Origin of the sequence: Burkholderia sp. THE68, assembly GCF_009938265.1 — a bacterium.
Classification (GTDB): domain Bacteria; phylum Pseudomonadota; class Gammaproteobacteria; order Burkholderiales; family Burkholderiaceae; genus Caballeronia.
The window spans coordinates 1,237,134-1,259,593 of sequence record NZ_AP022315.1; the positions used below are offsets into that span (position 1 = coordinate 1,237,134).

23 protein-coding genes are annotated in these 22,460 nt (G+C 63.0%); 11 read left to right on the forward strand and 12 right to left on the reverse strand.

The window, feature by feature from the left end; genetic code table 11:
• The first annotated feature begins 1 nt into the window (after position 1).
• From BTHE68_RS05910 to BTHE68_RS05920, 3 genes are read left to right on the forward strand one after another with little or no spacing between them, the layout of a single operon-like run.
• Positions 2-1,072 (forward strand): sulfate/molybdate ABC transporter ATP-binding protein, encoded by a 1,071-nt coding sequence (locus tag BTHE68_RS05910; protein ID WP_162065545.1) that lies wholly within the window; start codon positions 2-4, stop codon positions 1,070-1,072.
• A gap of 33 nt (positions 1,073-1,105) precedes the next feature.
• Positions 1,106-2,032, forward strand: coding sequence for a CysB family HTH-type transcriptional regulator (locus tag BTHE68_RS05915; RefSeq protein ID WP_162065546.1), 927 nt, complete (start codon positions 1,106-1,108; stop codon positions 2,030-2,032).
• 42 nt (positions 2,033-2,074) lie between these two features.
• Positions 2,075-3,070, forward strand: a complete 996-nt coding sequence (locus BTHE68_RS05920) for an asparaginase (protein ID WP_162065547.1) — start codon at positions 2,075-2,077, stop codon at positions 3,068-3,070.
• Between the two features lie 51 nt (positions 3,071-3,121).
• On the opposite strand, the gene lysM is transcribed toward BTHE68_RS05920, so the two are convergent.
• From lysM to gcl, 4 genes are all read right to left on the reverse strand, one after another.
• Entirely contained in the window at positions 3,122-3,610 is a 489-nt protein-coding gene (lysM, locus tag BTHE68_RS05925; RefSeq protein WP_162065548.1) for a peptidoglycan-binding protein LysM, read from the reverse strand.
• A gap of 309 nt (positions 3,611-3,919) precedes the next feature.
• Positions 3,920-4,828 (reverse strand): 2-hydroxy-3-oxopropionate reductase, encoded by a 909-nt coding sequence (locus tag BTHE68_RS05930; protein WP_162065549.1) that lies wholly within the window; start codon positions 4,826-4,828, stop codon positions 3,920-3,922.
• A 27-nt stretch (positions 4,829-4,855) separates the two neighbouring features.
• On the reverse strand, positions 4,856-5,656 hold the full coding sequence (gene hyi, locus BTHE68_RS05935) for a hydroxypyruvate isomerase (RefSeq protein ID WP_162065550.1): 801 nt from the start codon (positions 5,654-5,656) through the stop codon (positions 4,856-4,858).
• A gap of 70 nt (positions 5,657-5,726) precedes the next feature.
• Entirely contained in the window at positions 5,727-7,502 is a 1,776-nt protein-coding gene (gcl, locus tag BTHE68_RS05940) for a glyoxylate carboligase (protein WP_162065551.1), read from the reverse strand.
• A gap of 171 nt (positions 7,503-7,673) precedes the next feature.
• Here gcl and BTHE68_RS05945 point away from each other — a divergent pair, with 171 nt between their 5' ends.
• The 8 genes from BTHE68_RS05945 to BTHE68_RS05980 all read left to right on the forward strand — a co-directional run bounded on the left by BTHE68_RS05945 (position 7,674) and on the right by BTHE68_RS05980 (position 13,643).
• Positions 7,674-8,627, forward strand: a complete 954-nt coding sequence (locus BTHE68_RS05945; RefSeq protein WP_162065552.1) for a LysR family transcriptional regulator — start codon at positions 7,674-7,676, stop codon at positions 8,625-8,627.
• A 121-nt stretch (positions 8,628-8,748) separates the two neighbouring features.
• Positions 8,749-9,120, forward strand: coding sequence for a 30S ribosomal protein S6 (gene rpsF, locus BTHE68_RS05950; RefSeq protein ID WP_162065553.1), 372 nt, complete (start codon positions 8,749-8,751; stop codon positions 9,118-9,120).
• Positions 9,121-9,165: 45 nt separating this feature from the next.
• A complete protein-coding gene (gene priB / locus BTHE68_RS05955) occupies positions 9,166-9,465 on the forward strand; it encodes a primosomal replication protein N (RefSeq protein ID WP_007000151.1) in 300 nt (99 codons plus the stop codon).
• A gap of 2 nt (positions 9,466-9,467) precedes the next feature.
• Positions 9,468-9,743, forward strand: coding sequence for a 30S ribosomal protein S18 (gene rpsR / locus BTHE68_RS05960; RefSeq protein WP_007000150.1), 276 nt, complete (start codon positions 9,468-9,470; stop codon positions 9,741-9,743).
• A gap of 28 nt (positions 9,744-9,771) precedes the next feature.
• Complete coding sequence (gene rplI / locus BTHE68_RS05965; protein ID WP_061176181.1) at positions 9,772-10,227, forward strand: 50S ribosomal protein L9; 456 nt, start codon at positions 9,772-9,774, stop codon at positions 10,225-10,227.
• A 134-nt stretch (positions 10,228-10,361) separates the two neighbouring features.
• Positions 10,362-11,750 (forward strand): replicative DNA helicase, encoded by a 1,389-nt coding sequence (locus BTHE68_RS05970; RefSeq protein WP_162065554.1) that lies wholly within the window; start codon positions 10,362-10,364, stop codon positions 11,748-11,750.
• 143 nt (positions 11,751-11,893) lie between these two features.
• Positions 11,894-12,520: a DUF47 domain-containing protein gene (locus BTHE68_RS05975; RefSeq protein ID WP_162065555.1), complete on the forward strand. Its 627-nt coding sequence runs from the start codon at positions 11,894-11,896 to the stop codon at positions 12,518-12,520.
• Positions 12,521-12,632: 112 nt separating this feature from the next.
• Positions 12,633-13,643: an inorganic phosphate transporter gene (locus BTHE68_RS05980; RefSeq protein WP_162065556.1), complete on the forward strand. Its 1,011-nt coding sequence runs from the start codon at positions 12,633-12,635 to the stop codon at positions 13,641-13,643.
• A gap of 48 nt (positions 13,644-13,691) precedes the next feature.
• Here the strand turns inward: BTHE68_RS05980 and BTHE68_RS05985 are convergent, their stop codons facing one another.
• The 8 genes from BTHE68_RS05985 to BTHE68_RS06020 form a co-directional block, all read right to left on the reverse strand.
• Positions 13,692-14,498, reverse strand: coding sequence for an SDR family oxidoreductase (locus BTHE68_RS05985; RefSeq protein WP_162065557.1), 807 nt, complete (start codon positions 14,496-14,498; stop codon positions 13,692-13,694).
• Positions 14,499-14,556: 58 nt separating this feature from the next.
• The gene (locus BTHE68_RS05990; protein ID WP_162065558.1) at positions 14,557-15,492 is read right to left on the reverse strand and encodes a C40 family peptidase; all 936 of its coding nucleotides are present in this window, start codon (positions 15,490-15,492) and stop codon (positions 14,557-14,559) included.
• A gap of 198 nt (positions 15,493-15,690) precedes the next feature.
• On the reverse strand, positions 15,691-17,535 hold the full coding sequence (locus BTHE68_RS05995) for a PhoH family protein (RefSeq protein WP_162065559.1): 1,845 nt from the start codon (positions 17,533-17,535) through the stop codon (positions 15,691-15,693).
• Between the two features lie 397 nt (positions 17,536-17,932).
• Positions 17,933-18,394: a peroxiredoxin gene (locus tag BTHE68_RS06000; protein ID WP_162065560.1), complete on the reverse strand. Its 462-nt coding sequence runs from the start codon at positions 18,392-18,394 to the stop codon at positions 17,933-17,935.
• Between the two features lie 84 nt (positions 18,395-18,478).
• Positions 18,479-19,375 carry a polysaccharide deacetylase family protein gene (locus tag BTHE68_RS06005; protein WP_162065561.1) on the reverse strand — a complete coding sequence of 299 codons (897 nt, stop codon included), beginning with the start codon at positions 19,373-19,375 and terminating at the stop codon, positions 18,479-18,481.
• Positions 19,376-19,390: 15 nt separating this feature from the next.
• A complete protein-coding gene (locus tag BTHE68_RS06010; RefSeq protein ID WP_162065562.1) occupies positions 19,391-20,437 on the reverse strand; it encodes a bifunctional UDP-4-keto-pentose/UDP-xylose synthase in 1,047 nt (348 codons plus the stop codon).
• Complete coding sequence (locus tag BTHE68_RS06015) at positions 20,434-21,420, reverse strand: formyltransferase (RefSeq protein ID WP_162065563.1); 987 nt, start codon at positions 21,418-21,420, stop codon at positions 20,434-20,436. The genes BTHE68_RS06010 and BTHE68_RS06015 overlap by 4 nt, the downstream gene beginning before the upstream one ends.
• Positions 21,417-22,454, reverse strand: coding sequence for a glycosyltransferase (locus BTHE68_RS06020; RefSeq protein ID WP_162065564.1), 1,038 nt, complete (start codon positions 22,452-22,454; stop codon positions 21,417-21,419). Before BTHE68_RS06020 ends, BTHE68_RS06015 begins: the two co-directional genes overlap by 4 nt.
• Positions 22,455-22,460: the final 6 nt, after the last annotated feature.

Consider the following 22,460-nt stretch of genomic DNA (forward strand, 5'->3'; position numbering starts at 1 on the left):
CATGAGCATCATCGTTCGCAATCTGCAAAAACGCTTCGGCGATTTCACCGCGCTCGACAACGTCACGCTCGATTTTCCGGCGGGCGAACTGGTCGCGCTGCTCGGACCTTCGGGCTGTGGCAAGACCACGCTGCTGCGCGTGATCGCGGGCCTCGAATTCGCCGATGCGGGACAGGTCGTGCTGCACGGCGAGGACGTCGCGGAAGTCGGCGCGCGTGAACGTCAGGTCGGTTTCGTGTTCCAGCATTACGCGCTGTTCCGGCATATGACCGTGTTCGAAAACGTCGCGTTCGGTCTGCGCGTGAAACCGCGCCGCGAACGTCCGAGCGAAGCCGTGATCCGCGAGAAGGTGCACGAACTTTTGAAGCTCGTGCAGCTCGACTGGCTCGCGGAGCGCTTTCCGTCGGAACTGTCCGGCGGGCAGCGGCAGCGTATCGCGCTCGCGCGGGCGCTTGCCGTCGAGCCGAAAGTGCTGCTGCTCGACGAACCGTTCGGCGCGCTCGACGCAAAGGTGCGCAAGGAACTGCGCAGCTGGCTGCGCCGTCTGCACGACGATCTGCATATCTCGACGCTCTTCGTCACGCACGATCAGGAGGAGGCGCTCGAAGTGGCGGACCGCATCGTGGTGATGAATCACGGGCATGTGGAGCAGGTGGGCAGCCCGCAAGACGTGTACGATCATCCGCAGACGTCGTTCGTCTACGAGTTCCTCGGCGCGGCGAACCGGCTGCAAGGCAACGTCGATGCCAACGGCTTCGTCGTCGATGGCGCCGCGAGCCCGATCGCCGCCCAAGCGCATTTCAGCGGCCGCGCGCTCGCCTATGTGCGTCCGCACGATCTCGCGCTGTATCCCGCCGACGGCACGCATCGCGATGGCATCGTGGTCGGCGTGCGGCGCGTCGTGACGCTTGGCGGCTCGGTGCGCGTCGAGCTCGAAGGCAACGCGGGCAGTGTGATCGAGGCGGAGCTGGATCGCGAGGCCTGGCGCGCGCTCAAGCTCGATATCGGCGATGGCGTGACGGCCGTGCCGCGCGCGCTGCGCGTATTTCCGGCCCCGTCGCCGGCGCAATGACATAACGACATAAAAGCATCAAGAGAGGCTGACATGAACTTCCAGCAATTGCGCTTCGTGCGCGAGGCCGTGCGTCAGAACATGAATCTGACGGAGGTCGCCAACGTGCTCTATACGTCTCAGTCGGGCGTATCGAAACAGATCAAGGATCTCGAGGACGAACTCGGCGTCGATATCTTCATTCGCCGCGGCAAGCGTCTGACCGGTCTCACCGAGCCGGGCAAGGAGGTGCATCAACTGATCGAGCGCATGCTGCTCGACGCCGAAAACCTGCGGCGCGTCGCGCGCCAGTTCGCGGATCAGGACAACGGCCATCTGGTTGTCGCGACCACGCACACGCAGGCGCGTTACGCGCTGCCGAAGGTGATTCGCCAGTTCACCGAGGTGTTCCCGAAGGTGCATCTCGCGCTGCGCCAGGGCAGCCCGCAGCAGATCGCGCAGATGATCATCAACGGCGAGGCGGATATCGGCATCTCGACCGAGGCGCTCGACCGCTATCCGGACATCGTCACGTTCCCGTGCTATTCGTGGCATCACACGGTCGTGGTGCCGAAGGATCATCCGCTCGTCGGACGCGAGAACATCACGCTCGAGCAAATCGCCGAGTATCCGATCGTCACCTACGATCAGGACTTTACCGGCCGCTCGCACGTCGACCAGGCGTTCGCGAGCGCGGGCGCGCTGCCCGATATCGTGCTCACCGCGATCGACGCCGACGTCATCAAGACGTATGTGGAACTGGGCATGGGCATCGGCATTGTCGCGGCGATGGCGTATGACGCGAAGCGCGACACCGAACTCGTCGCGCTCGACACGCAGCATCTGTTCGAGGCCAGCACGACGCGCGTCGGCTTGCGCAAGGGCGCGTTCCTGCGCGCGTACGCGTATCGGCTGATCGAAATGTTCGCGCCGCAACTCGATGAGGCGCAGATCGCGGCCCAGCTTCGCGAAGCAGCGTGATTCCAGCGTGAACCGCAGGCCGGCTGATTTACAATCGCCGGCATGAATACTTCCTCTCTCCCTCGCATCGCCGTGCTGGCAACGGGCGGCACCATCGCCGGACAGGCTGGTGATGCCTCGAAGACGGCGGGCTACAAGGCGGGCGTCGTCGGCGTCGACAAATTGCTCGATGCCGTGCCCGCGCTCGGATCCGTCGCGCGCATCCACGCCGAGCAGATTGCGAGCATCGACAGCAAGGACATGAGCGCCGCGTTGTGGACGACTCTGAGCCGCCGCGTGACCGCGTTGCTTGCGCAGGACGATATCGATGGCATCGTCATCACGCACGGCACCGATACGCTCGAAGAAACCGCGTACCTGCTGCATCTGACGGTGAAGAGCGCGAAGCCCGTCGTGCTGACGGCCGCGATGCGCCCATCGACCGCGCTGTCCGCCGATGGTCCGTTGAATCTGCTCAATGCGGTGACGGTGGCGGCTTCGAAGGATGCGGCGGGGCAGGGCGTGCTGGTCGCGTTCAATAACCAGATTCACAGCGCGCGCGATGTCACCAAGACGAGCACTTACGCCGTCGATGCGTTTCGTTCGCCCGAAACTGGCGCGCTCGGGTTCGTGCAGGATGGGCGCGTCGAGTTTCAACGCACGGTCGTGCGGCCGCATACCGTTGCAAGTGAATTCGATGTCCCCGCCGGGCAGTGGCCGATGGTCGAGATCGTCGCGAGTTATGCGGATGTGTCGCGGGTGGTGGTCGATGCGCTTGCTGCTGCGGGCGTGAAGGGCATCGTCGTGGCGGGCACCGGCAACGGCTCGATGCATGCGACGCTTACCCAGGCGCTGATCGATGCTGCGAAGCAGGGCGTTGCAGTGGTGCGCGCGTCGCGCGTGGGGGCGGGGCATGTGATGCGCAACGGCGCGGCGAATGACGATGCGCTCGGGAGCATCAGTGCGGGGACGCTCAACCCTTATAAGGCGCGGGTGCTGTTGATGCTTGCTTTGGCTTCGGGGGTGGAAGACCTGCAGCGTGTTTTTGACATGTACTGAAAAAAAAAGCGGACCGAAGTCCGCGTTCGAATAGTCGCAAACACTAAAAATTCAGTTCGCCGCCGGAATCCGCAGCACCTGGCCGGGATAAATCTTGTCCGGACTCTTCAGCATCGGCTTGTTCGCCTCGAAGATCACATCGTTCTTCGAGCCATTGCCATAATATTTCTCGGCAATCTTCCAGAGATTGTCACCTGACACGACAGTGTGATACTGCGACTCGGGTTCGGTGTTCGGCACGGTCAGTTGATCGTCCACCTTGTCGACGTGCTGGACGTTACCCGCAGCCACAAGGATCTTCTCCTTCGTAGCCTGATCCGGCGCCTGACCCGAAACCGTCACAGTATGCGACGCGCCGTCATATTTCACATCGAGATTGTCAGCGTTGAGGCCTTGCGAACGGATGTACGTCGCGATGGCTTCGCCCGCTTTCTGGTTCAGCGCAGCGACATCGACAGGCGCTGGAGCCGCCTGTGCGCTCGGCGTGGCTGCGCCGAAAAGTTTTTCGCCTGCTTCCTTGATAAAGCTGAGGATTCCCATTGTTCAACTCCTTTGATTAACGGTAGTGACACGGCCCGCGAAGTCTAGGCAGATTAGTCGCAATCACCACCAGATAGTTCTGAGTTTCAACAAAAGGATTTGTAGCACCGCTCATGCGTGAGCGGTAGGACGCAAATTGCAACAATCCGACGCGGACACCCGACGACAAACCGTCTGACCGACCAAGGCTTACCCGGCGCACCGCCGGGTGCCGCTCTCGGACCCCACTATTGCCGCCCTCAGCCCAGAGCGACAGTTGTCCCGCGTGCCCATACGCGGGACGCCCCACGGTTCAGATGACGATGCGAATCACGCAGCAGCCTTGGCTTGCTGCGGCTCATCGGCCACCTGGAAGTTCGACATGATCTCGAGCGCACGCACGAGCGCCGAGTGGTCCCACGCCTTGCCGCCGTTCGCGGCGCACACGCTGAACAATTGCTGCGCGCTCGCCGTGTGGGGCAGGGCGAGGCCCATCTTGCGCGCGCCGTCGAGCGCGAGGTTCAGGTCTTTCTGATGCAGTTCGATACGGAAGCCCGGATTGAACGTGCGTTTCGTCATGCGCTCGCCATGCACTTCGAGAATGCGCGACGATGCGAAGCCGCCCATCAGCGCTTTACGCACGCGCTCCGGATCGGCGCCCGAGCGTGCCGCGAACAGCAGCGCTTCAGCGACCGCCTCGATGTTCAGCGCGACGATGATCTGGTTCGCGACCTTGCAGGTCTGGCCCGCGCCGTTGTCGCCGATGAGTGAAATGTTCTTGCCCATCAGATCGAAAAGCGGCTTCGCGATGTTGAACGACTTCTCCGGACCGCCGACCATGATCGTGAGCGTCGCTTCACGCGCGCCGACTTCGCCGCCGGAAACCGGCGCGTCGAGATAGTCGCAGCCGAGCGCGTTGATCTTCTTCGCGAACTCCTGCGTCTCGAGCGGGGCGATCGAGCTCATGTCGATGACGAGCTTGCCCTTCGAGAGACCATTCGCGACGCCGTCGTCGGCGAACAGCACATTGGCGACATCGGGCGTGTCGGGCACCATCGTGATGACGATCTCGCTTGCTTGCGCAACCGCGCTCGAATCCGCGACGACTTGCGTCTGCGCGCGGATGTCGTCGGGCACGGGGAACTTGCCGTTCACGACGAGCGAGTGGCCGCCCTTGATGAGGTTGCGCGCCATGTGCGCGCCCATGATGCCGAGGCCGATGAAACCGATCGTTGCCATACTTCGAGCTCCTCCTGTGTGTCAGATTTAAGCGGCAGCCGTGGCTTTCACGCCGCCGATGCTTTGCAGCCAGCCGAGGCCCGCTTCCGTGCCGTCGAGCGGCTTGTACTCGCAGCCGATCCAGCCTTGATAGCCGATCTCGTCGAGCAGCCCGAACAGGAACGCGTAATTGATCTCGCCCGTGCCCGGTTCGTTGCGGCCGGGGTTGTCGGCGAGCTGGATGTGCGCGATCTGCGGCAGGTTCTTTTTGATCGTCGCGGCGAGCTCGCCTTCCATGCGCTGCATGTGATAGATGTCGTACTGCAGAAACAGGTTGTCGGAGCCGACCGCGCGGATCACGTCCAGTCCTTCCTTCGAGCGGTTCAGCGCGAAGCCCGGAATGTCGTATCCGTTGCACGGCTCGACCAGCAACCTGATGCCTTCTTTCTTGAGTGCTTCAGCGGCAAAGCGCAGATTCTCGATGATCGTCGCGCGCGCCTGTTCCGCCGATACACCCGCCGTCGGAATGCCGACGAGGCAGTTCAGTTGCGGCACGTTCAGCGCCTTCGCATATTCGATCGCGCGCGGCACGCCTTCGCGGAATTCCGCGACGCGATCCGGCAGGCAGGCGATGCCGCGCTCGCCCGCTTCCCAGTTGCCCGCAGGCAGGTTGTGCAGCACGATCTGCAGGTCGTTGTCCTTCAGACGCGTCTGGATATCGCTGATCGAGAACGCGTACGGGAACAGGAACTCGACCGCCTTGAAACCCGCGTTCGCCGCCGCCGCGAAGCGGTCGAGGAACGGGACTTCGTTGAACAGCATGGTCAAATTCGCGGCAAATTTCGGCATTGTTCTTTCCTGATGGTCGGTCAGTGGATATACCCCGCGCGTTCCTTGCGGGAACGCGCGGCGGCATTGCTCAGTCGAGCGGCGTGACGGCGGTCGGTGCATCCGCCTTCGTTTCGGCGAGTTCCTCGAACTCGTTGATCGCGTCGATCTCGGTGCCCATTGCGATGTTGGTCACGCGCTCGAGAATCATCTCGACGACCACCGGCACCTGATGTTCGGCGGCCAGTGCCTGCGCCTGCTTCAGCGCCGGAGCGATGTCTTCCGGCTTGTGCACGCGCAGCGCCTTGCAGCCCAGGCCTTCGGCCACCGCGACGTGGTCCACGCCATAGCCTTCGAGTTCAGGCGCGTTGATGTTGTCGAACGCGAGCTGCACGCAGTAGTCCATGTCGAAGCCGCGCTGCGCCTGACGGATCAGGCCGAGATACGAGTTGTTCACGACCACATGCACGTACGGCAGCTTGAATTGCGCGCCGACCGCGAGCTCTTCGATCATGAACTGGAAGTCGTAGTCGCCCGAAAGCGCGACGATCTTGCGTTGCGGATCGGCCGCACGCACGCCGAGCGCGGCGGGGATCGTCCAGCCGAGCGGGCCGGCCTGGCCGCAGTTGATCCAGTTGCGCGCCTTGAACACGTGCAGGAACTGCGCGCCCGCGATCTGCGAAAGACCGATCGTCGTGACGAAGCAGGTGTCGCGGTCGAACGCGAGGTTCATCTCTTCGTACACGCGCTGCGGCTTCATCGGCACGTTGTCGAAGTGCGTCTTGCGCAGCATGGTGCGCTTGCGCTGCTGGCAGTCCGCGACCCATGCGCCACGATCCTTCAGCTTGCCGGCGGCCTTCCATTCCTTCGCCACTTCGACGAACAGTTCGAGCGCGGCCTTCGCATCCGACACGATGCCGAGGTCCGGTCCGAACACGCGGCCGATCTGCGTCGGCTCGATATCCACGTGCACGAACTTACGGCCCTTGGTGTAGACCTCGACGCTGCCGGTATGGCGGTTCGCCCAGCGGTTGCCGATGCCGAGCACGAAGTCGGAGGCGAGCATCGTCGCGTTGCCGTAGCGGTGCGACGTCTGCAAGCCGACCATGCCGGCCATCAGCGGGTGATCGTCGGGGATCGCGCCCCACGACATCAGCGTCGGAATCACGGGCACGCCGAGCGTTTCCGCGAACTGCACGAGCAGATCTTCCGCCGCTGCGTTCAACACGCCGCCGCCGGAAACGATCAACGGCTTTTCGGCGTCGTTCAACATCGTCAGCGCCTTTTCGATCTGCGCGCGCGTCGCTTTCGGCTTGTAGACCGGCAGCGGTTCGTACGTGTCGATGTCGAATTCGATTTCGGCAAGCTGCACGTCGATCGGCAAGTCGACCAGCACCGGACCCGGACGGCCCGAGCGCATCAGATGGAATGCCTGCTGGAACACGCGCGGCACGAGCGCCGGTTCGCGCACGGTGACGGCCCACTTCGTGACCGGCTTGGCGATCGATTCGATATCGACGGCCTGGAAGTCTTCCTTGTACAGACGCGCGCGCGGCGCCTGGCCGGTGATCGCGAGAATCGGAATCGAATCTGCCTGGGCCGAGTAGAGGCCGGTGATCATGTCCGTGCCCGCCGGGCCCGACGTGCCGATGCAAACGCCGATGTTGCCGGGCGCGGCGCGGGTATAACCTTCGGCCATGTGCGATGCGCCTTCGACGTGGCGCGCCAGCACGTGGCTGATGCCGCCCGACTTTTTCATCGCCGAGTAGAACGGGTTGATGGCCGCGCCCGGCACGCCGAACGCGGTATCGATTCCTTCTTTTTCCAGCACGAGGACGGCTGCGTCGACGGCTCTCATCTTGGGCATGGTTGTCTCCTTCCTGGGGTCTTGATCCGAAATGGCTGTCTGCATTCAAGCAGGGTTCCGTTGCACTTTAAGTCTGTGAAAAAGGTTTGATAAGATCAGCCGAAGTCGCTTTTTCCCAAACAAAAAGTATGGAATGCCCGTTCCGCGCGGTCTGGCGGCTGGAGACGAGAGATGGACCGCTTCAAGCAGATAGAGACTTTCGTGCGCGTGGCCGAGGCGGGGAGCCTCGCCGCGGCGGCGCTGGAGGAGGGCGTGTCGCCGGTGATACTCGGGCGGCGCATCGACGCGCTCGAAAAACGCCTGGGGGTGAAACTGATGTATCGCTCGACGCGGCGGCTCGTCGTGAGCGAAGAGGGCGCGGCGTTTCTCGACCGCTGCCGGAATCTGCTGTCGGAATGGGATCAGGCGGAAAACGAACTCGCGGCGGGACGGCGCGCGGTGGGCGGGCATCTGATCGTGTCGGCGCCGGCGGCGTTCGGGCGCATGCACGTCGCGCCGCATGCACCCGCGTTCCTCGCAGACAAGCCCGAACTGCAGATGTCGTTCAATCTGACCGACCGCGTCGTCGATCTGGTGCGCGAGGGTTACGATCTGTCGATTCGCATCGGCGGGGCGGTCGATCCGAACTTCGTCGCGGTGAAGCTGGCCGGCAACCGGCGCGTCGTGTGCGGCACGCCCGCCTATTTCAAAAAGCACGGCCGGCCCAAAGCGCTCGAAGACCTGCCGAATCACAACTGCCTCGCGTTCAACCTGCAGGGCGGCCAGAATCGCGGCTGGTACTTCCGGCGCAACGGCAAGGTGGTGACGGTGCGCGTCACCGGCAATCTCGATTGCAACGACGGCGAATTGCTGCACCGCTGGGCGTCGGAGGGACTGGGACTCGGCTGGCGCTCGACGTGGGAGATCCAGCGGCAACTGGAATCGGGCGAGCTGGAAACCGTGCTCGACGAGTTCGAACTTCCCGATTACGACATCGTTGCGGTGTATCCACAGCAACGCTACGTGCCGGCGCGCGTGCGCTACTTCATTGATTATCTTAAGGAAATCTATGCGCAGCCGGGTTACTGGAGCCGTCGTCTGACGCTACCTGGCGAACCGCAGCCAGAGTACGCGCACGGGCGCTAACTGCTTGAAAACGCGATCGAAATTGCATTTGCGTGAGCGTCTGTAAAAAGCTATAATCTTTGGCTTCTCACTTGCCGCACCGGTCCGACGCCCGGGTGGCTTATATCCACAAGGAGTGAATATGCGTCATTACGAAATCGTATTTATCGTGCACCCCGATCAGAGCGAGCAAGTGCCCGCGATGATCGAGCGCTACAAGGGCACGATCACGTCGCACGGTGGCCAGATCCACCGCATCGAGGACTGGGGCCGTCGCCAACTGGCCTACATGATCGAGAAACTCGCGAAGGCTCACTACGTCTGCATGAACATCGAATGCGACCAGACCACGCTCGAAGAACTCGAGCACGCGTTCAAGTTCAACGACGCCGTTCTGCGTCACCTCATCGTCAAGATGAAGAAGGCCGAATCCGGCCCGTCGCCGATGATGAAGGAAGTGCAGCGCGAAGAAGCCAAGAAGGCGGCCAGCCAGCCGTCCGAAGCGCAGGCTTAAGGACAGTTTCGAACTGTCAAGCCATCAGGGAACAACGTTAATCTCGTGAACCGGCTGCAACTGACAGCAAGCGTCGTGGAACGCGAACCGGTGCGGTACACGCCGGCCGGCATTCCGATCGCAAGCTGCACGTTGCAACACGCGGCAGAAGTCGTCGAAGCGGGCATCGCCCGAAAGATCGAACTGACACTGCAGGCGGTCGCGGCCGGAGAAGCGAGCGGCAGGCTGGAAAGCTGTCCGATGGGCGTCGAAACACGCTTCACCGGCTTTCTGGCGAAGAAAAGCCGCAACGCGCGAACCCTGGTGTTTCACATCACAGAATTGCAGGACATTGGAAAGGACTAATCATGCCCCGCCCGACTGGTAAGAAATTCGACAAGCGTCGTCAGCAACAAAACCCGCTCTTCAAGCGCAAGAAGTTCTGCCGTTTCACGGCAGCCGGTGTCGAGTACATCGACTACAAGGACACGGAAACGCTGAAGGACTTCATCGGCGAAAACGGCAAGATCACGCCGGCTCGTCTGACTGGCACGAAGGCGCACTATCAGCGCCAGCTCGACACGGCAATCAAGCGCGCGCGTTTCCTCGCGCTCCTGCCGTACACCGACCTGCACAAGGCCTAATCAGACGACGCACTAAGGAAAGCCAAAAATGCAAATCATTCTTTTGGAAAAGGTCGTCAACCTGGGCAACCTCGGCGATATCGTCAAGGTCAAGGACGGCTACGCACGCAACTTCCTGATCCCCGGCAAGAAGGCTCGCCGCGCCACGAAGGACGCAATCGCTGAATTCGAAGTTCGCCGCGCCGAACTCGAAAAGGTCGCCGCTGAAAAGCTGGCAGCCGCGCAGGCTCAAGGCGAAAAGCTGAGCGGTTTTACCGTTCAGATCTCGCAGAAGGCTGGCGTCGACGGCCGTCTGTTCGGTTCGGTCACGAACGCGGACATCGCTGAAGCGCTGAAGTCGCAAGGTTTCGCGGAAGTGGAAAAGGCGCAAGTGCGTCTGCCGCAAGGCCCGCTGAAGATCGTCGGCGACCACGCAGTTCAAGTCGCGCTGCACACCGACGTCCTCGTCGACGTCACGGTGTCGGTGCTCGGCGAGCACGCGTAAGTTTCAGGCGAGGCCTCGCGCCTCGCGAGCAGGAAAGAAGGGCAGGAACCAAGGGTAAAAACCCGCCGGTTCCTGCCTTTTTTGTTTGTCTGAACATAACAACGACCGCGTCATTTCGTTGATAATTCCACCCCATGAACGCTCCGTCCAAAGACCCGCAACTCGACGCGCTGAAGGTCCCGCCGCATTCGATCGAAGCCGAGCAATCCGTGATCGGCGGCTTGCTGCTGGACAACGCCGCATGGGACCGTATCGCCGATGTCATGCATCAGAGCGATTTCTATCGCTATGACCATCGCATCATCTATGAGCACATCGGCAAGCTGATCGCGGCGACGCGCCCGGCGGACGTGATCACCGTCCACGAAGCGCTCACGATGGCCGGCAAGGCCGAGGAAGTGGGCGGGCTCGCCTATCTGAACGCGCTCGCACAGAACACGCCCAGCGCAGCGAATATCCGCCGCTATGCGGAGATCGTGCGCGATCGCGCCGTGCTGCGCCGTCTCGTCTCGGTCGCGGATGAAATCTCCGCCGACGCCTTCAATCCGCAAGGCAAGGAAGTCCGTCAGATTCTCGACGAAGCCGAAGCGCGCGTGTTCTCCATCGCCGAAGACGGCGCACGCGGAACGCAGGGCTTTCTGGAAATCGGGCCGCTGCTCACGCAGGTCGTCGAGCGCATCGACACGCTGTATCACACGGCCAATCCGAGCGATGTGACCGGCACGCCCACGGGCTTCGTCGATCTCGATCGCATGACCTCGGGCATGCACGGCGGCGAACTGATCATCGTCGCGGGCCGCCCGTCGATGGGTAAAACCGCGTTCTCGATGAACGTCGGCGAATATGTCGCGGTGGAGTACGGCTTGCCCGTCGCGGTGTTCTCGATGGAAATGCCGGGCACCCAGCTGACGATGCGTATGCTCGGCTCGGTCGGCCGGCTCGATCAGCACCGCATGCGTACGGGCCGTCTCACGGACGAAGATTGGCCGAAGCTCACGCACGCCGTGCAGAAAATGAGCGAGGCGCAACTTTTCATCGACGAAACCGGCGGCCTGAATCCGATGGAGCTGCGCTCGCGCGCGCGCCGTCTGTCGCGGCAATGCGGCAAGCTCGGCCTGATCATCGTCGATTACCTGCAGCTCATGTCGGGCTCGGGCGGCGGCGAAAACCGCGCAACCGAAATCTCCGAAATCTCGCGCTCGCTCAAAGGCCTCGCGAAGGAACTCGACGTGCCGGTGATCGCGCTGTCGCAGTTGAATCGCGGTCTCGAACAGCGGCCGAACAAACGTCCGATCATGTCGGATTTGCGCGAATCGGGCGCTATCGAGCAGGACGCGGACGTGATCCTCTTCATCTACCGCGACGAAGTCTACAATCCCGACAGCCCCGACAAGGGCACCGCCGAAATCATCATCGGCAAGCAGCGTAACGGTCCGATCGGGCCAGTGCGCCTGACTTTCCACGGTCAATACACGAAGTTCGACAACTTCGCCGGCGCACAGAACTTTTACGGCGGCGAGTAAAAGCCGTCTACCGCATCCGCTGTCAAGTCCTCGCATTGTCACAAGCCGCGCGTCAGGCACGCGCGGTGCGGCGGCTGATGTGCGCAGGTACAATATGACGGTTTGATGTATGTCTCAAAATTGACCCACTTAGCGGGAATTTCATGTTCGGTCGTTTCATGCCCACCGAGGGCAAATTCTTCGAGATCTTCAACGCGCACGCGAAATGCATGGTCGATGCAAGCCACGAGCTCGAACTGCTGATCGATAACCTCGACGACGCCGAGGTTCACAAGCAGAACGTGCAGGCGAACGAAAAGCGCGCCGACAAGCTCACGCACGAAACCATCGATTTGCTGCACAAGACGTTCATCACGCCGCTCGACCGCGACGAAATCCACAAGCTCATCACGACGATGGACGACATCCTCGATCTGATGGAGGACGTCGCGACGGCCATTTCGCTGTATGACGTGCGCTCGGTGACGTCCGAGGCGAGCCAGCTCGCGCATATCTGCACGGGCACCGTCACGCGCGTGCAGAAGGCCGTCGAATTGCTGGCGGACATGAAGCGCGCAAGCGAGATTCTGAAGATCTGCGAAGAAATCGACCGTCTGGAGTCGGATGCCGACCGCGTGCTGCGTTCCGCAATGTCGAAGCTCTTCCGCGAGGAAGACGACGTGAAGACGCTCATCAAGCTGAAGGCAATCTACGAGCTTCTCGAGACGATTACCGACAAGTGTGAAGACGTGGCGAACATCATCGAAGGCATCGTGCTGGAAAACGCCTGATCAAGCCGTCCGAGCCCCCGGCGCGCGGCAGGCCCGCGCGCGGCGGGGCACCAAAAAACCGGGACGACAAACCGGCAGCGCAATACGAGACCGGTCAAAACAACACCAACCGATGCATTCGATTCAACTCGCCATCTGGGCAGTCGCCTTGCTCGTCATAGTCGCACTCGCGTTCGACTTCATGAACGGCTTTCACGACGCCGCCAATTCCATCGCGACGGTCGTTTCGACCGGCGTGCTCAAGCCACAGCAGGCGGTCGCGTTCGCTGCGGCGTTCAACGTCATCGCGTATTTCATCTTCCACCTGAAAGTCGCCGCGACTGTCGGCAAGGGCACGATCGATCCGCAAATCGTCGATCACTACGTGATTTTCGGCGCGCTCGTCGGCGCGATCGGCTGGAATATCGTCACCTGGCATTACGGTATTCCGTCGAGTTCGTCGCACGCGCTGATCGGCGGTCTGGTCGGCGCGGCGCTCGCCAAGTCGGGCTGGGCGTCGCTCAACTGGGACGGGCTGCTCAAGACGGTCGCGTTCATCTTCATCTCGCCGCTGCTCGGCTTCGTGCTCGGCTCGTTCTTCATGCTGTTGGTGTCGTGGCTGTACTTCCGCACGCCACCCTCGAAGGTCGACCGGCGTTTTCGCCGCATGCAGCTCGTCTCGGCCGGTCTCTATTCGCTCGGCCACGGCGGCAACGACGCGCAAAAGACCATCGGCATCATCTGGATGCTGCTGATCGCGAGCGGTTATGCCTCGGCAACCGCCGATGCGCCGCCGGTCTGGGTCATCGGCCTGTGCTATCTGTCGATGGGCCTCGGCACGCTCTTCGGCGGCTGGCGCATCGTGCGGACGATGGGACAGAAGATCACCAAGCTGAAACCGGTCGGCGGTTTCTGCGCGGAGACGGGCGGGGCGATCACGCTGTTCGTCGCGTCCTTCCTCGGCATTCCCGTTTCTACGACGCACACGATCACCGGCGCGATCGTCGGCGTCGGCGCGACGCAGAAGTTCAGCGCGGTGCGCTGGGGCGTCGCGGGCAATATCGTGTGGGCGTGGATTCTGACGATTCCCGCCTCCGCCGCGCTCGCGGCGGCCGGCTGGTGGGTCGGCCACCAGTTCCTGTAAGCATCGAACCTTGCCTCCGGCCCCGCATCGCGTCGGGGCTGAAGCGCATCAGATGATCGGCGACGACACTCCGTCCATCGGAATGATCGCGCCCGATACGTAACTCGCACGGCGGCTCGCCAGAAAGAGCGCCACGTCGGCGATTTCCTCAGGCTTCGCGTAACGTCCGAGCGGCACTTTGGCCTGGCTCTCGGCGAGCACCTGATCGCGCGTGACGCCCTGACGCTTCGCTTCCAGTTCGAGCGCTTCCTCGACGCGCTCGGTGAGCGTCGCGCCCGGATTGATCGCGTTGATGCGAATGCCGAGCTTCGCGTAGTGATGCGCGAGACCGACGGTATTGAGCATCAGCGCCGCATTGGCCGCGCCACCCGCGATATGGATGTCCGTCGCGATCTTCCCGCCCATCCCCACGATATTCACGATGGCGCCCGGCTCGGCCTTCGGATCGTTGCGCAGCCGCTCGGCCATACGCTTCAGCACGACCTGCTGAGGATAGACATAAGAGAAGTATTTCGCATCCATGGCCGCCTTGTAGGCGGCGGCGTCGAGCGTGTCGGGATCGTAGCGTCTGGCCGCGCCGGCGCTGTTGATGAGAATGTCGATCGCTCCCAGCGCGGCGCTCGCTTCCTCGACGACATCTTCGGCGCTGTGCGCTTCATGCAAATCAGCGCGCGCGAGATGAATATGATGTCCGACGCTGGCCAGTTGTTCGCGGGCGCGGGCGAGATTCGCGGCATCGCGCGAGACGATCGCGACTTTCGCACCCTCGCTCGCGAACGCTTTCGCACATGCAAATCCGATTCCCTTGCTGCCGCCCGTGATCAGGACGACCTTGCCCGCGAGTCCCAGGTCCATGGTGTTGCGCTCCGTCGACGAATGATCGGAACACGATAGCAGAGACGCGCGGCGCGCGTCAGTTCGTGCCGGTCGCGAAGCGGGCGATGGGATCGTCGGTCGGAGCCGGGCGCGGCGCGGCGAGCGAGCCGGTGGAGGCGCGCATCACGCGCACGGGCGGTTCAGTTGGATCGGCTGTGGCTTGTGCGGTGCGCGCCTGCTGGCGTGCCGCGTTCGATGACGGAGGTGGCGGCTCGAAGGCATCGGCGGCGGCCTGAATCGGATCTGGCGCGGCGCTGGTGGCGACGGCCGCTTGAGGCGCGGTCGCGCCTGCGGCTTGCGACTGGCGTTGCGCGGCCGTGAGCGTGGAGGGCGGTGGTTCGAACGCGTCGGCGTTTGCCGGCGTTGGCGTTGGCGTTGGCGCGGGAACAGGCGATGCCAGATAAACCGGCGCATCGAACGGCGCGGGCGCAGGCGCGGACTTCGGCGGAGCGACGCGGCGGATGCCGTCGAACCGTTTTGCCCAATAGGGATTGGTCAGATAGTCGAGCCGCACGGTGCCGCCCGTCGACGGCGCATTCACGAAGCGCAGCTTGCCCACATAAATGCCGACATGCGAATGCGGCCGTCCGGTCGTGTTGAAAAAGATCAGATCGCCCGGTGCGACGCCGTCCGGTTCGATCGATTCGCCACGCGAACTCATTTCGGCCGTCGTGCGCGGCAGATTGACCGACGCCGCGCGATCGACGACGTATCGCACGAGCCCGCTGCAATCGAAACCGGCTTCGGGCGTATTGCCGCCCCAGCGATACGGCACGCCGACGAGCGACATCGCCTGGATGGAGATTTCCTCGCGCCCGACGCTGTGATCGACGAAGGTGGGGAAACCGGCCGGCGGCTTGTAAGTGCGATTCGCGTTCGCACCGGCGGCAGGCTGACGTGCCACCTGCTGCGGCGCGCTGCCACACGCGGCGAGCAAAACGGTAACGAGAAGCGGCAGCCAGATTCGACGCATTGCAGATAGCGAGCAAAAAGTCGCCAGGAAGGGCAGTGTGCCGATACTAGCCCGCCGAACGGGCGTGCGGCAAGATGTCCTGAGGTTTTACATGAAGTTTGTGCCGTAAGTGTTGCAAGCGGGAAACGTCGGACGAAAAGAAAACGGCCCGGTGGATCGCTCCACCGGGCCGTCTGACCCGCAATAAATGCCGGGCGCTTACAGAATGTCGGACGCGTAATCGGCCAGACGCGAGCGCTCGCCGCGCGCGAGCGTCACGTGACCGCTATGCGTCCAGCCCTTGAAGCGATCGACCACGTACGTGAGCCCCGAACTGCCTTCGGTCAGATAAGGCGTGTCGATCTGCGCGATGTTGCCGAGGCACACGATCTTCGTGCCCGGACCCGCGCGCGTGACGAGCGTCTTCATCTGCTTCGGCGTCAGGTTCTGCGCCTCGTCGATGATCACGTACTTGTCGACGAACGTGCGCCCGCGCATGAAGTTCATGCTCTTCACCTTCAGGCGCGAGCGGATCAGCTCCTGCGTCGCGGCGCGCCCCCATTCGCCGGCGGCATCGTCGGTTTTCTGCAGCACTTCGAGGTTGTCGTCGAAGGCGCCCATCCACGGCTGCATCTTCTCTTCCTCGGTGCCCGGCAGAAAGCCGATGTCCTCGCCGACCGGCACCGTCGCGCGCGTCACGATGATCTCGTTGTAGCGCTTGTCGTCGAGCACTTGCGCGAGGCCGGCGGCGAGCGCCATCAGCGTCTTGCCGGTGCCCGCCTGACCGAGCAGCGTGACGAAATCGACTTCCGGGTTCATCAACAGGTTCAGCGCGAAGTTCTGCTCACGGTTGCGCGCCGTGATGCCCCACACGTTGTTCTTGTGATGGCCGTAGTCGCGCAGCGTCTGCAACAGCGCGGTCTTGCCGTTCAGCTCGCGCACCACCGCGTGAAACGACGGCTCGCCGTTCTGCGGCTCCAGATACACGAACTCGTTCACGAGCATCGACGGACACAGCGGCCCGGTCACGCGGTAATACGTCGTGCCGGTCTTGGTGTCCTGCCAGCTCTCCATGCCCTTCGCGTGCCGGGTCCAGAAGTCCTGCGGCAGCGCGCGCACGCCGGAGTAGAGCAGGTCCTTGTCTTCCAGAACCTGATCGTTGAAATAGTCTTCCGCCGGCAGCCCGAGCGCATGCGCCTTGATCCGCATGTTGATGTCTTTCGACACCAGCACGACCTGACGATCCGGACGCTCCTTCTGCAACGCGCGCACGACGCCGAGAATCTGATTGTCCGCCTTGCCGACGGGCAAGCCTTCCACCGGTTCGATGTCCGTGAGCGTCGTCTGGAAGTACAGGCGGCCGAGCGCGTCCCGGTTGCCTTGCGCGGCCAGCGGAATGCCTTCCGTCATCTTGCCCGCGTTGGCGACGAGCGCATCGAGCGTGCGGCTCACCTGACGCGCATTGCGCGCCACTTCCGACATGCCTTTCTTGTGATTGTCGAGTTCTTCCAACGTCATCATCGGCAGATAGACGTCGTGCTCCTCGAAGCGGAACAGCGAGCTCGGGTCGTGCATCAGCACGTTGGTGTCGAGCACGAAAAGCTTGCGCAATTCGGCTTCGGCCGTCGTGCTCTTGCGGCGTTTGTTCTGCGCGCGCGTGTCTTTCGCGGCGGACGGAGCCGCTGCCTCGGGCGCGACCGGCGTTTCGGCGCGCTCCGTGCGCGCTTCGACGGGTTCCGGCGCGGTGCGCGCGGCCGGCACCGGCTGCAGCAGCGCCGCGGTCTGTTTCGATTTTCGGCCGCGGGCGGGCGCAGGCGACGGTGCGGCCGCTTCCACATGCGGTTCGGCCGGAATCTGGGTCAGCACGTCGCTCGCGATCGAGCGCAGCGTGTGCGCGGCGTTCGTGGCGGGACGCTCCGCGGCGACGGTTTCGACCGCGCCGTACGCGTCGTCATCGCTCGCCGCGGCTTGTTTCTTCGACTGTTTCGAAGGCCGGGCTTTGGCCTTGTATTCTTCAGCCGGAAGGAGATGGCCGAGCTTGGCCGGGGCGGTAGGCAAAGGCATGGTGTTCCCTCGAAGGAATCGGGTCGTATATCGTGCGCCGCCTGTCGCATCCTGCCCGTACGCCCTCGCAGCGCAACGGTTCCCGCAGTTTGCGCCCGGCGGCGCGCTTCATTGTCGAAATCGCCGGTTCGCCTAAGTTTCGATCTGCTCCTTGGGGTTGCGTCCACTGGTCATCGCGCGCCAGCGTTCAAGACGTGGTTTTTGTGCGACGCCAATAAAAAAGCCGCCGTTCCGACTACCGGAACCAGCGGCTGACTTCTGCTTCGGAGCACCTGCGCCGTGCCGTCTCCACGTAGCCCGGATCCATGCCGACCGTGCCGGCAGGCACACGGCGGCTCGCGCTACAAAGAATGGGTTGGACTGGACAGGCGCTCATTGCGAACCAATATAGCGTGCCTCAAATTGCTTGTACAGCCTCGACAATAGCCTCTACGTGGCCCGGCACCTTGACACCGCGGAACTCGCGGCGAAGCACGCCTTTCGCGTCGATGAGGAAAGTCGAGCGCTCGACGCCGCGCACTTCCTTGCCATACATTTTCTTCATTTTGATGACATCGAAGAGCGAGCAGATGGCTTCGTCGCCGTCCGAAACCAGCGTGTAAGGCAGTTCCAGCTTCGCCTTGAAGTTGTCGTGCGACTTCACGCTGTCGCGCGAGATGCCGACGATTTCCGCGCCCGCCGCCTTGAACTGGTCGTAGTGGTCGCGAAATTGCAGGCTTTCGGTCGTGCAGCCCGGCGTGTTGTCCTTCGGGTAAAAGAAGAGCACGACCTTACTGCCGCGCAGGTTCGAAAGCGTGAACTCGCCACCCGTCGCGGGTGCGGTGAAGTCGGGAACGGGCTGGTCGACTGCGACTGACACGAAAGTTTCTCCGGTTGTTCTGGTTTGTTGGTGAGAAAAAACGCCGAGACCCGACGATGAGCCACGCAAGCGCCACGCGCCGATTCAACCGGGCTGGACGATCAGTTCGCCCGCGCGGCCCGGAATTTCGCCCCACGTCACAGGGTACGTGGGCAGCGTCGCGCGGTCCAGCGTCGCATGGTAGTCGCCCATGGTGGCGAAGGTGTGTCCCTGCGCGCGCCAGCCAGCGAGCAACTGTTCGAACACCGGCGCGAGCTTCTGGCCTTCGAGCTCGGCGTGCAGCGTGAACACCTGATCGTGCGGGTTGTTAGCCGTGTGCCGCAAGAGACGCGCCGCGACACTGCTTTCGTCGACGCCGTCCACGCCCAGGATTTCGTCGAGCGTCGGCAGCGTGGTGGGCATCTGGACGTGATCGAGCGTGCGGCCGTCGAGCACGGGAATGTACGGCGTGTGCCCGCGCCCGTCGGATGCATAGCGCATGCCCCACGCATCGATCTGCTCGAACGCGTAGCCGTTCATCTGCCAGCCAGCCGCGCCGTGCGTGACGGGCGGCCCGCCGAATATCTCGATGAAGCGCGCATGGCTCTGCTGCATCTGCGCGACTGTCCACGCGCGGTCGCGCGCGCGCACGTTGTCCTGCCAGTAGACGTGATCCCAAGTGTGGATGCCGCATTCGAAGCCGGCTTCGTGGATCGCGCGCATCTCGGACACGGCTTCACGGCCGATATCCGGTCCCGGCAGCAGCACGCCGTACATGAGCGTCTTCACGCCGTAGTGCTCGACTACAGACGTGCGCGACACTTTCTTCAGAAAGCCCGGCCGGAACACGCGCCGTAGCGCCCAGCCGGTGTGATCGGGGCCGAGGCTGAAGAGGAACGTCGCGCGGGCGCTGTACTTGTCGAGCAGGCGCCCGAGGTTGGGTACGCCTTCGCGCGTGCCGCGCAGCGTATCGACGTCGATCTTGAGAACGATGCGGGCCACGCCTGGTTCCCTTGCTTACGACTGCTCGACGAGCTTGCGGGCTTCGCCCACATGGCCGCGATACGCTTCGAAGATCTTGCGCAGCGCGTCGTCCATGGACGCTTGCGGCGCCCAGCCGAGCTCCTGCATCGTGTTGTCGATCTTCGGCACGCGGTTCTGCACGTCCTGATAGCCGTTGCCGTAGTACGCGCCCGACGAGGTCTCGACGAGCTGCACCTTCTTCGCGGTGTCCGTGTACTCGGGGAACTCGTTGGCGAGCGCGAGCATCTTGTTCGCGAGTTCGCGCACCGAGAAGTTGTTGGTCGGATTGCCGATGTTGTAGATCTTGCCCGACGCCACGCCGTTCTTGTTCTCGATGATCTTCATCAGCGCGCCGATGCCGTCGTCGATATCGGTGAACGCGCGCTTCTGCGCGCCGCCGTCGACGAGGCTGATGTTCTCGCCCCGCACGATATGGCCGAGGAACTGCGTGACCACGCGCGACGAACCTTCCTTCGGCGTGTAGATGGAGTCGAGGCCCGGGCCGATCCAGTTGAACGGGCGGAACAGGGTGAAGTTCAGCCCTTCCATGCCGTAGCCCCAGATCACGCGGTCCATGAGCTGCTTCGAGCACGCGTAGATCCAGCGCGGCTTGTTGATCGGGCCATAGGACAGGACGGAGTTTTCCGGATCGAACTGCTCGTCCGTGCACATGCCGTACACCTCGGAGGTCGACGGAAACACCAGATGCTTGCCGTACTTCACCGCCGAACGCACGATCGGCAGATTCGCTTCGAAGTCGAGTTCGAACACGCGCAACGGCTGCTTCACGTAGGTCGCGGGCGTGGCGATCGCGACGAGCGGCAGGATCACGTCGCACTTCTTCACGTGATACTCGACCCACTCCTTGTTGATCGTGATGTCGCCTTCGAAGAAATGCATCCGCTCGTGATTCGCGAGGTCGCCCAGGCGATCGGTTTGCATGTCCATCCCGAACACTTCCCAGTCGGTGGTTTCGAGGATGCGCTTGGACAGGTGGTGGCCGATGAAGCCATTGACGCCCAGGATGAGAACTTTTTTCATGAATGACGAGAGGATTGAATGATGCGGCCGAATTCGGCGGGTTCGACGAGGCGCTCTTCGTCCACGGATTGCGAATCGGCGTCGAGCCTCCGATGACGCAACTCGTGGATGGCGATGACGCGGCCATCGCCGCAGACGCCAAACAGCGCATTATCCGCCACCCGCAGGCCCGGGGGCAAACCCCGCAGCTCACCGAGTCTTCCGGGCGAGACGCCTGGCGCGCCCGTTTCAGGCACGAGCCGCGCCCGCGCGACGATGAATCGGTTCGCGCCGATATCCGTGAACGCGCCCGGATAAGGCGGCGCGACCGCGCGAATCAGGTTGTAGACGCGCTGTGCCGGCTGCGCCCAGTCGATGCGTCCGTCTTCGGGCTTGCGCCCGCCATAGTAGCTGCCGGACGCGAGATCGTTCGGCAGATGCGGCGCTTCACCGGCGAGCAGCGCGGGCAGCACACGCCAGAGCGTCTGCTCGGCGGCGACGACGGTCTTGTCGAAGACGAGCGCCGCGGTGTCGTCGGGGAGAATGGGCACGGGCGTCTGCGCGAGGATCGCGCCGGCGTCGGGCTTCTCCGCCATCTCGTGCAGCGTCGCGCCGCTTTCGGTTTCGCCGTTGAGCACGGCCCAGTTGGTCGGCACGCGGCCGCGATATTTCGGCAGCAGCGAGCCGTGCATGTTGTACGCGCCGCGCCTCGCGAGCCCGAGCAGCGAGACCGGCAGCATGTGCCGGTAATAGAACGAGAAGATGAAGTCCGGCGCGAGTGTTTCGATCGCGTCATAGAGCCCGGGCGATTTCGGGTCGGCGGGCGTGATCGTCTCGATGCCATGTTCCGCCGCGACCTGCGCGACGCTGCCGAACCAGATATTCTCGCTTGCGCTGTCCTCGTGCGTGACCACGAGCGCGACGTCGACGCCGCGCGCGAGCAGCACTTGCAGACAGCGTACGCCGACGTTGTGATAGGCGAATACGACTGCGCGCGGCTTCATCGGCCGTCTTCCTCGCGGCCGACGACGGCCACGCGCTGCACCGGTTCCTGCAGCGGCTTGGTGGCGGAAGGCAGGCCGTCGCGCTGTTCGAGGATCGTCTGAACGAGATAGCGCGGCCGCGCGCGCACCTGCTGATAGATGCGGCCGATATATTCGCCGAGCAGCCCGAGCGCGAAGATGATCACGCCGAGCATGAAGAACGTGATGGCGAAGAGGGTGAACACACCCTGGACTTCCGCGCCGAACATGAAGCGGCGAATCACCAGCAACAGGAACAGACCCGCCGAGCCGACCGACAGAATCACGCCGATGAACGACAGCCATTGCAGCGGCACGACCGAAAAGCCGGTGACGAGATCGAAGTTCAGGCGGATCAGGCTGTAGAGCGAGTACTTCGATTCGCCCGCGAAGCGCTCCTCGTGCGCCACGTCGACTTCGATCGGGTTCTGCGCGAAGGTGTACGCGAGCGCGGGGATGAACGTGTTGATCTCGCCGCAACGGTTGATCGTATCGATGATATGCCGGCTGTACGCACGCAGCATGCAGCCCTGATCGGTCATCTTGATCTTGGTGATGCGCTCGCGCAGGCGGTTCATCGCGCGCGACGCCTTCTTGCGCCACAGACTGTCCTGACGCTGCTGACGGATCGTGCCGACGTAGTCGTAGCCCTCGCGCATCTTCTCGACGAGCTTGGCGATTTCCTCGGGCGGATTCTGCAAGTCGGCGTCGAGCGTGACGACGATCTCGCCGCGCGACTGCTCGAAGCCCGCAAGAATCGCCATGTGCTGGCCGTAATTCCCGTTGAGCAGAATGACGCGCGTGGTGTCGGGCCGCACGTGAAACTGCTGCGCCAGCAATGCAGCCGATTTGTCGCGGCTGCCGTCGTTGATGAAGATCACCTCGTACGACGTATTCAGCGCGTCCAGCGCCGGATACAGACGCTGGAAGAGGGCGGCGAGGCCGTCCTCCTCGTTGTACACCGGGATGATCACTGAAAGCTCGGGGGAAGTTGCCGGAAAATCAATATGACTCATGTTGCG

Excerpts from the sequence above, each read along its gene's own strand:
- hyi (WP_162065550.1), bottom strand. The coding sequence starts at position 5,656 with ATGCCGAAATTTGCCGCGAATTTGACCATGCTGTTCAACGAAGTCCCG.
- gcl (WP_162065551.1), bottom strand. The coding sequence starts at position 7,502 with ATGCCCAAGATGAGAGCCGTCGACGCAGCCGTCCTCGTGCTGGAAAAA.
- rplI (WP_061176181.1), top strand. The coding sequence starts at position 9,772 with ATGCAAATCATTCTTTTGGAAAAGGTCGTCAACCTGGGCAACCTCGGC.
- BTHE68_RS05985 (WP_162065557.1), bottom strand. The coding sequence starts at position 14,498 with ATGGACCTGGGACTCGCGGGCAAGGTCGTCCTGATCACGGGCGGCAGC.
- rpsR (WP_007000150.1), top strand. The coding sequence starts at position 9,468 with ATGCCCCGCCCGACTGGTAAGAAATTCGACAAGCGTCGTCAGCAACAA.
- BTHE68_RS05945 (WP_162065552.1), top strand. The coding sequence starts at position 7,674 with ATGGACCGCTTCAAGCAGATAGAGACTTTCGTGCGCGTGGCCGAGGCG.
- BTHE68_RS05975 (WP_162065555.1), top strand. The coding sequence starts at position 11,894 with ATGTTCGGTCGTTTCATGCCCACCGAGGGCAAATTCTTCGAGATCTTC.
- BTHE68_RS05930 (WP_162065549.1), bottom strand. The coding sequence starts at position 4,828 with ATGGCAACGATCGGTTTCATCGGCCTCGGCATCATGGGCGCGCACATG.
- rpsF (WP_162065553.1), top strand. The coding sequence starts at position 8,749 with ATGCGTCATTACGAAATCGTATTTATCGTGCACCCCGATCAGAGCGAG.
- BTHE68_RS05915 (WP_162065546.1), top strand. The coding sequence starts at position 1,106 with ATGAACTTCCAGCAATTGCGCTTCGTGCGCGAGGCCGTGCGTCAGAAC.
- lysM (WP_162065548.1), bottom strand. The coding sequence starts at position 3,610 with ATGGGAATCCTCAGCTTTATCAAGGAAGCAGGCGAAAAACTTTTCGGC.
- BTHE68_RS05990 (WP_162065558.1), bottom strand. The coding sequence starts at position 15,492 with ATGCGTCGAATCTGGCTGCCGCTTCTCGTTACCGTTTTGCTCGCCGCG.
- BTHE68_RS05970 (WP_162065554.1), top strand. The coding sequence starts at position 10,362 with ATGAACGCTCCGTCCAAAGACCCGCAACTCGACGCGCTGAAGGTCCCG.
- BTHE68_RS05995 (WP_162065559.1), bottom strand. The coding sequence starts at position 17,535 with ATGCCTTTGCCTACCGCCCCGGCCAAGCTCGGCCATCTCCTTCCGGCT.
- BTHE68_RS06015 (WP_162065563.1), bottom strand. The coding sequence starts at position 21,420 with ATGAAGCCGCGCGCAGTCGTATTCGCCTATCACAACGTCGGCGTACGC.
- BTHE68_RS05980 (WP_162065556.1), top strand. The coding sequence starts at position 12,633 with ATGCATTCGATTCAACTCGCCATCTGGGCAGTCGCCTTGCTCGTCATA.
- BTHE68_RS05920 (WP_162065547.1), top strand. The coding sequence starts at position 2,075 with ATGAATACTTCCTCTCTCCCTCGCATCGCCGTGCTGGCAACGGGCGGC.
- BTHE68_RS06020 (WP_162065564.1), bottom strand. The coding sequence starts at position 22,454 with ATGAGTCATATTGATTTTCCGGCAACTTCCCCCGAGCTTTCAGTGATC.
- BTHE68_RS06010 (WP_162065562.1), bottom strand. The coding sequence starts at position 20,437 with ATGAAAAAAGTTCTCATCCTGGGCGTCAATGGCTTCATCGGCCACCAC.
- BTHE68_RS05910 (WP_162065545.1), top strand. The coding sequence starts at position 2 with ATGAGCATCATCGTTCGCAATCTGCAAAAACGCTTCGGCGATTTCACC.